The organism is Paenibacillus sp. PvP094 (assembly GCF_040546835.1).
GTDB lineage: Bacteria > Bacillota > Bacilli > Paenibacillales > Paenibacillaceae > Paenibacillus > Paenibacillus illinoisensis.
The window spans coordinates 4,413,574-4,427,027 of sequence record NZ_JBEPOM010000001.1 but is presented as its reverse complement, the minus strand read 5'-3'; the positions used below and the strand labels follow the sequence as shown (position 1 = coordinate 4,427,027).

The 13,454-nt window shown below is 46.8% G+C and carries 15 protein-coding genes; 7 read left to right on the top strand and 8 right to left on the bottom strand.

Features of this window, described 5'->3' with window-relative positions; translation table 11 throughout:
* Window positions 1–55: 55 nt before the first annotated feature.
* Window positions 56–769 carry a YceI family protein gene (locus ABIC22_RS20410; protein WP_354483372.1) on the bottom strand — a complete coding sequence of 238 codons (714 nt, stop codon included), beginning with the start codon at window positions 767–769 and terminating at the stop codon, window positions 56–58.
* Window positions 770–958: 189 nt separating this feature from the next.
* On the opposite strand from ABIC22_RS20410, the gene ABIC22_RS20405 reads away from it, so the two are divergent.
* Both ABIC22_RS20405 and ABIC22_RS20400 read left to right on the top strand, forming a co-directional pair.
* Complete coding sequence (locus ABIC22_RS20405; RefSeq protein WP_095361848.1) at window positions 959–1,645, top strand: response regulator transcription factor; 687 nt, start codon at window positions 959–961, stop codon at window positions 1,643–1,645.
* Window positions 1,630–3,093: a HAMP domain-containing sensor histidine kinase gene (locus ABIC22_RS20400; protein ID WP_354483370.1), complete on the top strand. Its 1,464-nt coding sequence runs from the start codon at window positions 1,630–1,632 to the stop codon at window positions 3,091–3,093. Before ABIC22_RS20405 ends, ABIC22_RS20400 begins: the two co-directional genes overlap by 16 nt.
* A gap of 106 nt (window positions 3,094–3,199) precedes the next feature.
* Here ABIC22_RS20400 and ABIC22_RS20395 read toward each other — a convergent pair whose 3' ends face one another.
* Window positions 3,200–4,012, bottom strand: a complete 813-nt coding sequence (locus tag ABIC22_RS20395; protein WP_354483368.1) for an AAA family ATPase — start codon at window positions 4,010–4,012, stop codon at window positions 3,200–3,202.
* Window positions 4,013–4,451: 439 nt separating this feature from the next.
* Here ABIC22_RS20395 and ABIC22_RS20390 point away from each other — a divergent pair, with 439 nt between their 5' ends.
* Both ABIC22_RS20390 and ABIC22_RS20385 read left to right on the top strand, forming a co-directional pair.
* A complete protein-coding gene (locus ABIC22_RS20390) occupies window positions 4,452–4,604 on the top strand; it encodes a DUF1540 domain-containing protein (RefSeq protein ID WP_095292667.1) in 153 nt (50 codons plus the stop codon).
* A gap of 204 nt (window positions 4,605–4,808) precedes the next feature.
* A complete protein-coding gene (locus ABIC22_RS20385; RefSeq protein ID WP_354483366.1) occupies window positions 4,809–6,266 on the top strand; it encodes a 4-hydroxyphenylacetate 3-hydroxylase family protein in 1,458 nt (485 codons plus the stop codon).
* A gap of 26 nt (window positions 6,267–6,292) precedes the next feature.
* Here ABIC22_RS20385 and ABIC22_RS20380 read toward each other — a convergent pair whose 3' ends face one another.
* Genes ABIC22_RS20380 through ABIC22_RS20370 form a run of 3 tightly spaced genes read right to left on the bottom strand, consistent with a single transcriptional unit; the run spans window position 6,293 to window position 8,170 of the window.
* Window positions 6,293–6,856 (bottom strand): nitroreductase family protein, encoded by a 564-nt coding sequence (locus ABIC22_RS20380; protein ID WP_127540412.1) that lies wholly within the window; start codon window positions 6,854–6,856, stop codon window positions 6,293–6,295.
* Between the two features lie 52 nt (window positions 6,857–6,908).
* Window positions 6,909–7,712 carry a hypothetical protein gene (locus tag ABIC22_RS20375; protein ID WP_354483364.1) on the bottom strand — a complete coding sequence of 268 codons (804 nt, stop codon included), beginning with the start codon at window positions 7,710–7,712 and terminating at the stop codon, window positions 6,909–6,911.
* A gap of 5 nt (window positions 7,713–7,717) precedes the next feature.
* Window positions 7,718–8,170, bottom strand: coding sequence for a flavodoxin (locus ABIC22_RS20370; RefSeq protein ID WP_354483362.1), 453 nt, complete (start codon window positions 8,168–8,170; stop codon window positions 7,718–7,720).
* A 250-nt stretch (window positions 8,171–8,420) separates the two neighbouring features.
* Between ABIC22_RS20370 and ABIC22_RS20365 the strand changes: the two genes are divergently transcribed.
* The 3 genes from ABIC22_RS20365 (at window position 8,421) to ABIC22_RS20355 (ending at window position 10,512) form a co-directional block, all read left to right on the top strand.
* Window positions 8,421–9,284 (top strand): class I SAM-dependent methyltransferase, encoded by an 864-nt coding sequence (locus tag ABIC22_RS20365; protein WP_095292682.1) that lies wholly within the window; start codon window positions 8,421–8,423, stop codon window positions 9,282–9,284.
* Window positions 9,281–10,009 (top strand): RluA family pseudouridine synthase, encoded by a 729-nt coding sequence (locus ABIC22_RS20360; RefSeq protein ID WP_354483360.1) that lies wholly within the window; start codon window positions 9,281–9,283, stop codon window positions 10,007–10,009. The genes ABIC22_RS20365 and ABIC22_RS20360 overlap by 4 nt, the downstream gene beginning before the upstream one ends.
* A 161-nt stretch (window positions 10,010–10,170) precedes the next feature.
* Entirely contained in the window at window positions 10,171–10,512 is a 342-nt protein-coding gene (locus ABIC22_RS20355) for an MGMT family protein (RefSeq protein ID WP_127540404.1), read from the top strand.
* 129 nt (window positions 10,513–10,641) lie between these two features.
* Here ABIC22_RS20355 and ABIC22_RS20350 read toward each other — a convergent pair whose 3' ends face one another.
* The 3 genes from ABIC22_RS20350 to ABIC22_RS20340 all read right to left on the bottom strand — a co-directional run bounded on the left by ABIC22_RS20350 (window position 10,642) and on the right by ABIC22_RS20340 (window position 13,306).
* A complete protein-coding gene (locus tag ABIC22_RS20350; protein ID WP_127540402.1) occupies window positions 10,642–12,153 on the bottom strand; it encodes a DHA2 family efflux MFS transporter permease subunit in 1,512 nt (503 codons plus the stop codon).
* Window positions 12,150–12,596, bottom strand: coding sequence for a MarR family winged helix-turn-helix transcriptional regulator (locus ABIC22_RS20345; protein ID WP_095361859.1), 447 nt, complete (start codon window positions 12,594–12,596; stop codon window positions 12,150–12,152). The genes ABIC22_RS20350 and ABIC22_RS20345 overlap by 4 nt, the downstream gene beginning before the upstream one ends.
* Before the next feature lie 269 nt (window positions 12,597–12,865).
* Window positions 12,866–13,306, bottom strand: coding sequence for a MarR family winged helix-turn-helix transcriptional regulator (locus tag ABIC22_RS20340; RefSeq protein ID WP_095361860.1), 441 nt, complete (start codon window positions 13,304–13,306; stop codon window positions 12,866–12,868).
* Between the last annotated feature and the right edge of the window lie 148 nt (window positions 13,307–13,454).

Sequence of the window (13,454 nt, the reverse complement as noted above, 5' to 3'; positions counted from 1 at the left end):
CAGTAATCCTATTTTGAATCAGGATCCGTGCCTCATTTTTTCACGAACAAATCATTTATTTGTCAAGCTTCAGTTCCAGTTGGACCTGAATATCATTCTCTGTGGATAGCACAACCGAGTGAGGATTCTCCATACCGAAGTCTTCGAAAGTGACTGTTGTCGTTGCAGACAGCAGTACCTGATTATTTTCATAGGCAGCCTTTGCATCAAAAGTAACCTCTTTTTCGACGCCTTTAACCGTAAGGGTACCGTTCATTTTAAAATCCACGGTTTGTCCTGCAGTCCATTCTGCTGGAATGCCTTCAAAAGAAGTAGCGGTAAAAGTCGCTTGCGGATGTGTGCCAACATCGAAGAAATCAGCTTCTTTCACGTGACCATCGCGCTGACCGTTACCCGAATCAATTCCGCTCATCTCAATCTGACCTTCCGCTTTCATCTGGGAAGCATCGTCCACATTAATCGCCCAGGTTCCACTTACCTGCTCGTCCACAAAATTGACGGTCTCCTGTGATGTCGTTACCGAAAAATACACCTTGGAGCCTTCGCTGATGGTCCAATCCCCGTTTAATTGCTCCGCGCTTGCTGCTTCATTTGCAACCGTCGTACCTGTGCCTGCATCCGTTGTGGATGCTGCGGTGCTTGCTGGTAGTACCTGCTCAATATCTACGTTATTCCCCATATAACTGTTAGCGACATAGTAACCACCGCCCCCAAGAATTACGATTGCAGCAACGCCGGATATCACCCATGTTTTTGTCTTTTTATTCATCTCTATCTCCTCCAATTGGTCATTGTATAGTTGGTTGTTGCAAGAATCTTATCAACCCAATGTGTCAGGATGACGTCAAAAAGGATGAAAGCCTCATTCTTTTTTCTGAAAATATTTGCCTAATTGGCTTTAGGGCCCTGCTCATGTAAAATCAGTACACAAGCTTATGTCGTGAAAGGAGAAACCTTCTTGAAATCCATACTTATCGTTGAGGATGAGCAGGCAATTGCTCGTGTGCTGGCTGCTTATCTGAGAAAAGCGGGTTTTGAGGTCCGTCATGCCGCAGATGGACCCACTGCTCTCACTTTATTTGATTCTGACGTACCCGCCTTGGTTCTGCTCGATGTCATGCTGCCAGGGATGGATGGTTGGGATCTGCTGCGGGTGATTCGTGAAAAAAGCCCTTGCCCTGTCATTATGCTAACGGCACTGGACGACATTCAGGACCGTCTCAATGGGCTGAATGCCGGTGCCGACGATTATATGAGCAAACCCTTCGTGCCGGAGGAAGTGGTTGCAAGAGTTAATGCCGTTCTTCGCCGGAATCCACATTGGACAGCTGAAGGGGAAGGTAAACGTTATTTCGGCAATCTGGTCATTGATCTGGCAGCCAAACAGGTACTGCTGAATGGTGCAGAAGTGGCGCTAACGCCTCGCGACCTGTCGCTGCTGATGTTCCTATCTGAATATCCAAATCGAACGTTCACCCGGGAGCATCTCATTGAGCAGGTATGGGGCATGGACTATGACGGAAGCGACCGTGCTGTGGATCTTTCCATTAAACGGTTGCGTCAGGCCCTCTCCCACTGGCTGCCAGAAACAGGAGAAATCCGGACTTTAAGGGGAATGGGGTATCAATTTTGGATCGCAAACTGAGCCGAAAAACGCCTAAACGAAAAACATCCATTCTCTCCTATTGGACGCTTCAATATTTTCTGATCCTCTGTATCGGCTTCATCATAATTGTGGCAGGGGCACTCTACTGGATCAGGACCACTTCCCTTGAGAAAGGTCTCAAAACCGCTGAGCTTCTGGGGCTTGAAATTGCGGAGAAGGTATCAGGGACTGAAAACAAACTGCACATTCCTCCTGATCTGGATCGATTGGTGGACAAGCGTACCAAGCTTTTTAATACCGATAATCATTTTTGCATCATGATTCTCGACAACAACAATCAATTGATCTATTCCAAACCGAAAATGACCCAGCAGGAAGTTTACACTAGACTGTCAGATGATCTGTCGGAGCCGCGAAACCACAAATTTGCGGGTGTAACCGTCAATGTAGTGAATGCCGACCAGACGCTGGGTAAAGTATGGGTGTTGCAGTCCAAAAAAGCCATAACTTACAGTCCGGACACTCTGCTGATTGTAGGTCTGCTGTTTGCTGCTCTCATTCTGTGTGGCTGGTTTACGATCTATCTTCTGTCCCGCAAGCTGTCCAAACCCATTCGCCAGGTTGCACATGCTGCAGAGCAGATTCGAACCGGCAATTATGATGTTAACCTGAATCTGGATACCAAGGAGCAGGAAATGAATGAACTTGTCCATTCTTTTCGCGAAATGTCCTTGCGATTACAGCAGCTGGAGGAATGGCGTAATCTCTCACTGGCAGGTGTTACCCATGAGCTGAAAACCCCAGTTACCTCCATCAAAGGACTGGTTATGGCTGTTCGAGATGATATTGTTAGCCCGCAGGAAGGCAAAGAGTTTCTCGATATCGCCTTAAAAGAATCCGGACGTATGGAACGCATGGTGGCTGATCTTCTGGACTATAATGCCATGAGTGCAGGCAGTGTTGCCGTACGCCATGAGCGCGTCGATCTGAGTCTGCTGGTTGGGGAGATTATTTACCAGTGGAAAATCGCTTACGAGGATCAATCACCGGAAGTTGCAATGCATGTACCTGCGGGGGCACTGTATACGATCGGTGATGCATTGCGGATTCAGCAAATTATCGTCAATCTGCTGAATAATGGTTTGCAGGCCACTACTTCGGGACAAACCACATTGTTCGACATTCGCCTGCGAGCTGAAAAAAACTATCTCTACGTAGACGTACAGGACAACGGAACAGGCATTGCCGAGGGAGATCAAACCAAAATATTTGAACGTTTCTATCGAGGCGAGCTCAAGAAGCGCCAGTCTAGGGGATTGGGACTTGGGCTCACCTACAGCCGCCTTCTTGCTCAAGCACAAGGTGGAGATCTCACCCTCACCTCAAGCAGCCCAAAAGGAAGTCAGTTTACGCTGAAACTGCCACGCTGGAAGACACCTGAAGCAACAACTCCGGAAAAAGCATACCGTTCACCAGCAAATGCTTAAAACATCTTAAACAGCAGAACAGCCCCGCCCTGGTTCCTGAATGGATTCCTGGCAGGGCTGTTTCGTTATATTTTGTTAATCGGACAGTAATGTTTCGGCTCAGCTTCTATGTAGATAATAATCGCGGCATATACTCATCATATGCATCAGTTATCAATTGTTCATGCAATGGGCTGTCCATAATAATCGCTTTCCGTTTGGCTTTGAGAACAATCTGCTCCACATCGGCGTAACTGCACCCTTTTAACTGCTTGCACATATAGGTTTTCAGGTCTGGCTGATGCTCAAATTGTCCAACCAGTTTGTTGATATATCGCTGCCTGCTCTCTTCATCCGGCATGGCATACGTTATTTTGGTATCAAATCGACGCCATACGGCATGATCCAGTTGGGTTTCCAAATTGGTGGCTGCCACCAGTACGCTATCGCCTTCGAATTCATCCAGACACTGCAGCAAGGTATTAACTACCCTGGCCATCTCTTTCACTTCATCATTGCTCTCCCGGGTGCGGCCAATGGCATCGAACTCATCCAAAAACAAGACACAGGGATTCAGGCGTGCATACTCAAAAAGTTTGCGTACATTCGTAGCCGTCTCTCCCAAATGGCTGTGAATGATTGCGTCCAGACGTACTAAAACCAGTGGGAGATTAAGCCGAGAGGCCAGGTAGGATGCCGTTAATGTCTTCCCGGTGCCGGGAGGACCAAACATGACCAATTTGTTCGGCATGGAAACATCATGCTCCACAAAGCGTTCCTTCATGCCGAGAATGGCTAGGAATTCCTCGATGATACGCTCGTTCTCCTGTGAGAAGACAATGTGCTTTACTCTCCGTGTACACTCTTTCGATGAATAAAAAGCAGCCATATCCATTCCCTTGGCACGGGGAATACGGTTCATATGATTTGTTTTGCTCATGTTTTGATAACTCTCCTTCGTTCATGCCAGGAGAGTAAACTGCGAATCTCCAAGCCTAAAGTAATTGATGTTTGAGAAACCGAATAAAGAGGTCACGATCAACTAAGATTTATAATCGTCACTTTAAACGACTTAAAAATGTTGTGAGCTTCTTATTGAACTTTCGATTAATCGTAATTATTACTATTTAATCATAGCATACGACCACCTTTTTGCAAAGTCAGTCATCTTCGCTCGCGCAAGAAGCTTTGAATAAGCATTGCACATGTTGCATGCTTTGCCCAAATTTGCTATTCTGAAGGTGCATCGTTGTGTATAACGCAAATAAGCCCTCTTTATTAAGAGGACAAAATGTTCCAAACTTCAAGTGGCAACTTGAAAATTCGGAATTATCTTTATACCAACGGATGTAATCTAACTCAAAGTGAGGTTATTAACCATGGCAAAAGACGTATTGTGTGAAGTGAATTCCTGTGTTCACTGGGCTGAAGAGAACAAATGTAATGCTGATTCGATTTATATCGTGAGCCACAGTTCCCAAGAAGCAAGTAAGTCTGCTGAAACAGACTGCAAAACCTTTGAAGTAAAATAGAAACTTTACCATTGTTTTAAGTTAAAGGAGCCCTGGCCGGTTCCTTTTTCTTTTTGTATTGTAACAAGAATGATAATTATTATCAAGCCCCTTTTGCCAAGTTCGTTATTCCTCTGTCAGGATGCACATAATGGTTGCTGCCCACGTAGACTACGAGAGCAGTCTATCTGCCCATGAACGATTAGATCCAAGAGGTGAATAACGATGCCTGTTAAAAATGGCAAGCAGTACATTGAACGAATCAATTCCCAGACTGTCCCCTGCTGGTACAAGGGTGAACTCGTTACGGGTAAAAGATCAGAACATCTTGCTTTCAAAGGCCTCATGGAGACACAAGCGCAACTCTACGACATGCAGTCAGATCCGCTGCTTGCAGGTAAGATGACGTACGAATCCCCTGTAGACGGCAAACCGGTGGGACTATCGTTTCTGCCGCCCACCACTGTTGATGATCTACGGAAACGCCGTGAAGCGATGAGTGTCTGGTCAAACGCTCATCACGGGTTTCTGGGTCGGTCACCCGATTATATGAACACGGCCATCATGTCATTCTACACTGCAGCGGATCTCCTTAACGAGTTATCTCCGCAGTACGCTGAAAATCTGAGGAACTACTATGCTTTCTGTCGTGACAACGATATTACCCTCTCTCATGCCTTTATACAACCACACGCCAGCAAAATATCCGGGCAGATGGATGCTACCGAAGATGCAATTGCAGCCAAGGTAGTTGAGCATACGCAAGATGGGCTTATTATCACCGGGGCATTCATGATGGCTACACAGGGTGCTACATGTGACGAAATTTTGGTATACCCTTCTCCCTCACCTGCTCCATTTGATGATGAAAATCCGTTTGCCTTCGCGTTTGCTGTACCTAATGACCTGCCTGGAATCACACTTGTTTGCCGGGATACCTACGCATCTGAATCCCGCTTTAATTTCCCGCTCAGCTCCCGATTTGAAGAGATGGATAACCTCGTCATCTTCGACCATGTCCTGGTGCCTCATGATCGGATTTTCTTTGCCGGAAACGAAGAAATGTCCTCGCGTCTATTTAGTGGAAGCAACTTCCACATTCACGCGGGACATCAAGTGTTATGCCGATATATAGCCAAAACCGAATTCATCCTGGGAACACTTCAGTTGCTCACCGATACGCTTGACCTTGTCTCTGAAGCACACGTCGTTGAAAAAACGGCACGTGTATTAACCGGACTCGAGTCTCTTAAGGCCTTAGCCATCGCAGCTGAAGCTGGTGCCATCCCTGATGGTAGAGGTTTTATACTGCCTGCACCACAGCCATTGATGGCTGCCAATATTCTATATCCGAAGCTGTATCCCGAGATGATTGAAATCATCCAGCTAATGGCCTCAAGCGGGATGATTATGGTGCCTCAGGAGGAAGAATTCAAAACGGATGCAGCAACGCATTTGGACATCTACCTGAGAGGAACGGATATGACAGCACAGCAGCGCACTTCCCTTTTCCGTTTGATCTGGGAGCTCGGTGCAGGTTCATTCGGTGGCAGACAGACCCAATTCGAACGTTTTTTCTTCGGGAACAGTATTACCGTATCCAACCGCTTGTACTCAACCTATTCTGGCGTAGACACGTATCGTCAGCTCGTTAGCAATTTCCTGGCAGACACGCATCATTAATTTCTGTTCGCCTAAGAGGCAACGGTTTAAACCAGATGGTCGTAGACTGTCATCAGTTCAGAGGCTGGTCTGCTAATATCCACATCTCTTAATGCAGGCTGGTCTCCGTAACCGATGTGAAAGACCCCTAATACCTGCTCTTCACTGGTTAAGCCCATCAGATTCATAAAAACGGGGTGCTGCTGATAATCATTCATTTTCCAAACGGCATGCAGTCCCTGTTCTGCTGCCAGCATGGAGAATCGCCTGCTCCAGGCTTTTGCAGGCAGTATATGATCCTCTTGAGTGTTGGTTGGTGCAACAACAATCAGATGCGCAGGGATGGCTTCTGTATATTGATATGCGGCCCAGTCACCATATCGGTCTGCCAAGTGAGGAGGATAGCTCTGTCTGACCGCTTCCAGATAGAGCTGGCGCCCTTCTCCTGCAAAAAGCATAAATCGCCAGGGTTTAGAACTCATCACGTACAAGGAAGGGTCTGCCTCATCAAGCAAACGTCCAATCACCGATTGTGGTACCGGAAGCGGGCTGAATTCGCAGCTTCCTGCACGCTTCTTGCCACTCCCCAACTGATTCACACCGGTTAACATTGTGTCGCTCCTCCTTTATCTTCACTTTCTGTCAGACACTCTTCATGCAGATTTACATGAGCCAGTTCTTCTTGGGCTCCACTTCACTTCTTCTTCGGTCCACTTCCTCATGTATCCGGGCTTTGTCACGGGAGGTGAAATGTTCCGTTTCTGAATTTTCCGTTTGCGGGATACTGTCACGTACAAGCCTGATGTAATCCATTGAACGAATCAGGGATTGACGTCCCGGAATGAATCGAATTTTACGACCTTCGAGCAAACAGTAAATTTCAATCATGCCAGGCAGCTTCCCGAAGGCTTCCCAGCAAAACACACTGGCCATATGCTGAAAAGCTTCCACTACGTTTGGATCGTGGACCACCATGAATTTTTGAAGCAGCAGAGAGTCCCACCCTTCCGGTTGCCAAGCTGTCTGGAAAATCATCGACAAGTGCATGGAAAGTGCAGGAATTTCGGTTTTCCACTGTTCAAACAGGATCATGGGATGTTTCAAATCATCGTTCATGGCGATCGCCAATGATAGTTCATCAATGACTTTATTTTTCACATCCCAGTAATGAAGGATGGATTCGAAACCTGCTGCCTTTTTCGGCCACCACTTTTCCAGCAGATATTGTACCGGAACCTCCTTGCGAACATCCGGATCCATACTATAAAAGGCATTAACCGCATGACTGACCGCATACTGAACGCGGTGTCTCCATTGCAGCGGGGAACGCTCTGCAGCCTCCGATTCTGGGCGAATGAATCGATGCGGGCTGCGAAGCATCTCCTCCAATTTATAATCCTCAAGCAGTCGCTCCGAATTGTACGTACCTCTCGGCTGAACGGCTGCCTGAACATTAGGTTTCAACATAATTTCTAGGACACCTGTAATCCGGCAGCAGCGAAGCGTTTACCGAATTCACGGCATGTATCCTTCTCCTGCTCCATCGGACTGTACTCAATCTTCAGCATCTCTGGAGATACCTCCGCCCCGCGCTCCTGCAGCTTCGCAGCTGCAAGATCCACTGCTCCGCAAAATTGTTCATAAGATGTGTCACCGCTGCCGAAGACAGCCGCTCGTTTGCCACTCAGGTCCAGTTCATCCAGCTCTTCGTAAAAATCAAGGAATTCATCAGGCAGTTCCCCGTCTCCCCATGTGTATACTCCAATCAGGAAAGCATCATATTCAAGCACATCTGCTGCATTGCAATCCAATACATCCTTGAGGACTGCCTCATGCCCTCCCTGTGTAATTCCTTCTACAATTAGTTCTGCAATTTCTTCCGTATTTCCAGTCATGCTCGCATAAGCCACCAATAATTTAGCCATCTATTTTTCCCTCACTTTAATTTAGTCATCTAGATCATGCAGTTCAAAAGGATATCTGAATTATCAAAATCATATGTGATAATGATTATCATTGTCAAATTAAATTTTCATCTTTTCTTCATTTTCCGTATATGGCTACACAGCAAATTCAACACAACCAAAGTCCCTTCTGCCCACCCCAACTGGCGTACAGCCCCTTTTTTGTTGTACAATAGTATCCAAATGACTTTTGAAGGATGGATAAACGACTATGTACGTAGCATCGAACTGGAAGGACTATGAAGTAATCGATACAGGAGGCGGCGAGAAACTGGAGCGTTGGGGCGATGTCATCTTGCGCAGACCCGATCCACAGATTATTTGGCCTCTCGAAAAAGAAACCAATGAATGGCGCCAGGTGCATGGTCACTATCACCGCAGCTCTTCCGGCGGCGGCAGCTGGGATATGAAGAAGCCAATTCCGGAACGCTGGACCATTGGATACGAAAACCTTAAATTTCACATCAAACCGACCAGCTTCAAGCATACTGGCCTGTTCCCTGAACAAGCTGCCAACTGGAGCTGGATGATGGATAAAATCTCGAATGCAGGACGGCCCATCTCCGTACTTAACCTGTTTGCCTACACGGGCGGTGCGACGGTTGCTGCAGCTTATGCCGGTGCTTCGGTAGTTCACGTGGATGCAGCCAAAGGCATGGTGCAGTGGGCCAAGGAGAACGTTCAACTCTCCGGTCTTGCAGACCGCCCTGTTCGTTTTATTACGGATGATGTATTTAAATTCGTACAACGGGAACAGCGCCGTGGTAACCGTTACGATGCGATTATTATGGATCCTCCGTCCTACGGCCGGGGACCTAATGGAGAGACGTGGAAGCTGGAAGAGAACCTCTACCCCTTCTTGAAATCTTGCATGAGTATTTTGTCGGACAACCCACTATTCATGCTGGTTAATTCCTACACTACTGGCATCTCTTCCACAGTTCTGCGCAACATGCTGACGATGACAATGTCAGCTCAATACGGAGGCAGCATTACTGCAGGAGAGATCGGTCTGCCGATTACACGCAGTGGTCTGGACCTGCCTTGCGGCATTCTGGGCCGCTGGGAGTCATGATGTCTGATCACGTACAGCCATCAGGTGATATTCCTGTACTATATGAGGATAATCACCTGTTAGGCATTACGAAACCTGTTAATGTCCCCACCCAGGAGGATGCGTCGGGAGACCCCGATCTGCTCACGATCCTGAAGCAGGATTTGAAGGAACGGTACAATAAACCCGGTAATGTATATCTCGGTCTGGTGCACAGGCTGGATCGCCCCGTTGGAGGCGCAATGATTTTTGCCAAAACCTCCAAGGCGGCTTCCAGATTGTCTGAAACGGTCCGCGGACGGCATTTTCGCAAAATATACGCGGCCGTTGTCCATGGTAAACTACCTGCGCAGCAGGGTACGTTAAGGCATACGTTGCTGAAAGATGCGCGAACAAACACGGTAACAGCTGTACCAAAAGGTACACCCGGCGGCAAAGACGCTGTTCTGGATTACCGGGTTATCGGTCAAACGGATCGATACAGTCTTGTACACATCGAACTTCACACCGGCAGATCGCACCAAATTCGAGTTCAAATGAAAGAATCAGGCTGTCCCTTGTTTGGAGATCAGAAGTACGGTGCAGGTGTGAACAAGCCTGGACAGCAGATCGCTCTCTGGTCTGCCATCGCGGCTTTTCCGCATCCGGTAACCAAGGAAAAGATCACATTAAGATCGCTGCCTCCCCGCGAGTTCCCATGGGCGGAATGGCCATCTGGCTTGTATGAGGATGCGTTTAAAGAATAATGGACAAACCGTGTATCCGAATCTATATTCTGGGTACACGGTTTTTTTAACAATGCGTCTTGATCGAAACGACAATGTATTACGACCATTCAAGATAAGACGAAGATCTGTAGAGAAAAGTGCCAGTACTCCTGAGATGGAGAAAGGAAGTTTCCATTCAAATGACACCGTTCACTAAACAAGTCGTGGCCATCATTGCATCTATACCGGAAGGCAAAGTCATGACCTATGGCCAGATAGCCGCTCTCGCGGGCAGCCCCCGTGCTGCAAGGCAGGTTGTGCGCATTCTTCACTCCATGAGCCGCAAGGAGCGACTTCCCTGGCATCGTGTTGTTAACGCCAAAGGAGAGATAGCCATTCCGGATGAACACTCTCGCTTGATGCAGGAGACCGAGCTCATCAGCGAAGGTGTTGAATTTCAGCTGAATGGGACCATTAACCTCCAGCAGTTTGGATATGATCCTGGGCCTGTATTTCTTGACGGTTTATCAGATAACCAGTGATAATTCTTATTCACTTTCCAATACAAAAAGAGCCCCAGCAGTTCAAACTGCCAGGGCTCTCTCTCATTCAATCGCTTTGTAAACAAGCGTAGATCGTATGAATATTAAACGATGATACCAATAATATATTTAAGCTGTTGCATTAGCTTTTTGATGCTGTTCCACCGGTGTCGGTTCAATCGCCGGCTTCGTCTTACGGATAAAGAACGCCAGAAGCATTGCGGCAACGGTCATCCAGGTAGCTACCGTAAATGCGTAGTTTACCCCGTAGATGGTTGCATCTGCCGTAGCACCAAGCATAGCAGCTTGATCCTCAGGATTAATCTGTCCCAAGGCAAGTGTATCTGCCAGGTGGGATTTCAATTTACTGCTCATGATCGTAACCAGAACGGCTGTACCGATCGCACCAGCAACCGTACGAAGTGTATTGGACATCGCTGTACCGTGTGCATTCAGACGCTGTGGCAGTTGGTTCAAGCCGGCAGTCTGAATCGGCATCATCAACATTGACATACCGAACATCCGTGCAGTATAGATAAACATCATGTAGCCATAAGTTGTATCAATCGACAGGCGGCTGAGTCCCCATGTCGTAATTGCAGTAATCGCAAGACCTGCAACGGACAGCCAGCGAGCACCAACTTTGTCAAAGATACGGCCTGTGATTGGAGACATAATCCCCATCAGAATCGCACCAGGCATCATGAGCAAACCTGATTCAATTGGTGAGAAGCCGCGAATATTTTGCAGGAAAATCGGAAGCAAAATCATGCCGGCAAACATCGCCATTGTCACAAGCATATTAATAATCGTAGTTAATGTGTACATGTTGTATTTGAAAATACGGAACTCCAGCAGTGGATGATCCGTTGTCAGTTGACGAACAACGAACAGGATCAGCGATATGGCACCTACGACCAGACAGCTGATAACAATTGCGCTTCCCCATCCATCTGTACCAGCATCACTGAAGCCGTACAACAAGCTACCAAATCCAAGTGTCGACAAAACAACCCCTGGATAATCGAGTTTCGGTTTGGATTGACGGGTTACATTTTTGACAAATGCGATACCGATTGCTGTTGCAATCACGGAGAATGGCAAGATGATGTAGAACAGCAGTCTCCAGGAATAATGTTCTACGACATAACCGGAAAGCGTTGGTCCAATGGCCGGAGCAAGGATCATGGCGATCCCCATTGTACCCATGGCCTGACCGCGTTTCTCGATCGGGAAAATGGTCAGGAATACGACCGTCATCAGAGGCATCAGAATACCGGCGCCTGCCGCCTGAATCACACGACCAACCATCAGAATGGAGAAATTCGGACTAATTCCGCAGACGAGTGTTCCTAATGTAAATAACGTCATTGCCGTAATAAAGATCTGACGTGTTGAAAATCTGGCAATCAGATAAGCCGTAACCGGAATTAGCACGCCATTGACAAGCATGTATCCCGTTGTCAGCCATTGGGCTGTATTCGCCCCGATACCGAGATCTTCCATGATTTTAGGAAGAGCCACGTTCATCAGGGTTTGGTTCAAGAAGGCTACAAATGCACCAATTAGCAGCGCGGCTACAATCGGTCCCTTCTTAATGTTGTCCATCGCAGAGGATGGAGCTGCAGCGGTAGTACTCATGGGTTGTTCATCTCTCTTCCTTCTAACTTTTCAATCATTTGAGTATGAATTCTCAGCAGATGCTCGAGATCTTCTTTTGGAATATCCAATATGGGAGATACTCTTTCCATCCACAACTGGTGCGTTTCCTGCTGTGCCTTATCTCCTTTATCCGTAATTTGCAGCATGACGGATCGGCGATCAGAATGGGAACGTGTCCGGACTATGTATTCACCCTTGACCAGACGTTCAACCACAGCACTCATGGAACTGCTGCCCATATGGCACAGTTCAGCCACCTCGTTGATGCCAATGGAAGGACGCTCCTTCAAAATGGATAACACCATAAATTGAATCGAAGTTAACTCAATCTGCTTGTTTTCATTCCAGAATGCCCGAAACAGCATTTGATTCACTTGCCGGAACGAATTGATAATGTAGAATACTTCATACGTATCAATCATTAATTCACCCTTTTTACTTTTGGAATATAATATTTCGCACACGAAATATCAGGGGAACAATTATTTATTATAACAAAAATAATGACATAGTCAACTCTTTACATATAAATTTTCTGAAATAATTCATTGCCCTATGAAACAGACAAATCAATTCACTCCAGCCAAAATAAAATACCATAGCACTCCTGCTTGTATCCGCAGGAGTGCTATGGTATAGCATTAACTTTAAATCATATCATCATGAATTAGCCCCTGTCCATCATTGTTCATTAGGATGTGGAGGACAACGCATGCTCCTTTGTTTTGGGTGCTGTCATCTTACCCAGTAGATAGACAAGCAGCTGTTGGTTGTGCATTGAAATATTGCTAAGTACGGAATTCATGAAATCATTTCGAATGGCAACGCCACGTTCTGTCTCCATTCGTCCCTTGTCAGATAAGGATACCCACACGATTCTTCGATCGTTATCATCCCGATCTCTGCGAATCAAATTGTTTTTTTCCATACGGTCAAGCAGCATGGTTACGGCCGCAGGTGTTGTAGCCAAAAAAGGAATCAGATCGGATGGCTTCATTTTCTGATGATCCTCAAGAACCTCCAATACAGCCAGCTGTGCCTCTGTTAAAGAGGGGGCCAGTTCCTGATCCATATGCAGCTTATAGTCCTTGGTGAGCCTTGACCAGCACTTGGCAAAATCGGAATTATACATCTTGAATCGCTCCTCTCTGCAACCCGGTTTTTCACTTCACTAGCTTAACTTTTCGCGCTAAAAACCCGCATTCCTGCTGCATTTTTTCAATTTCCCAGCGATCGACCGTAATCGACGAAGGTTGTTAAACTTCGCATGGACAGCCTCT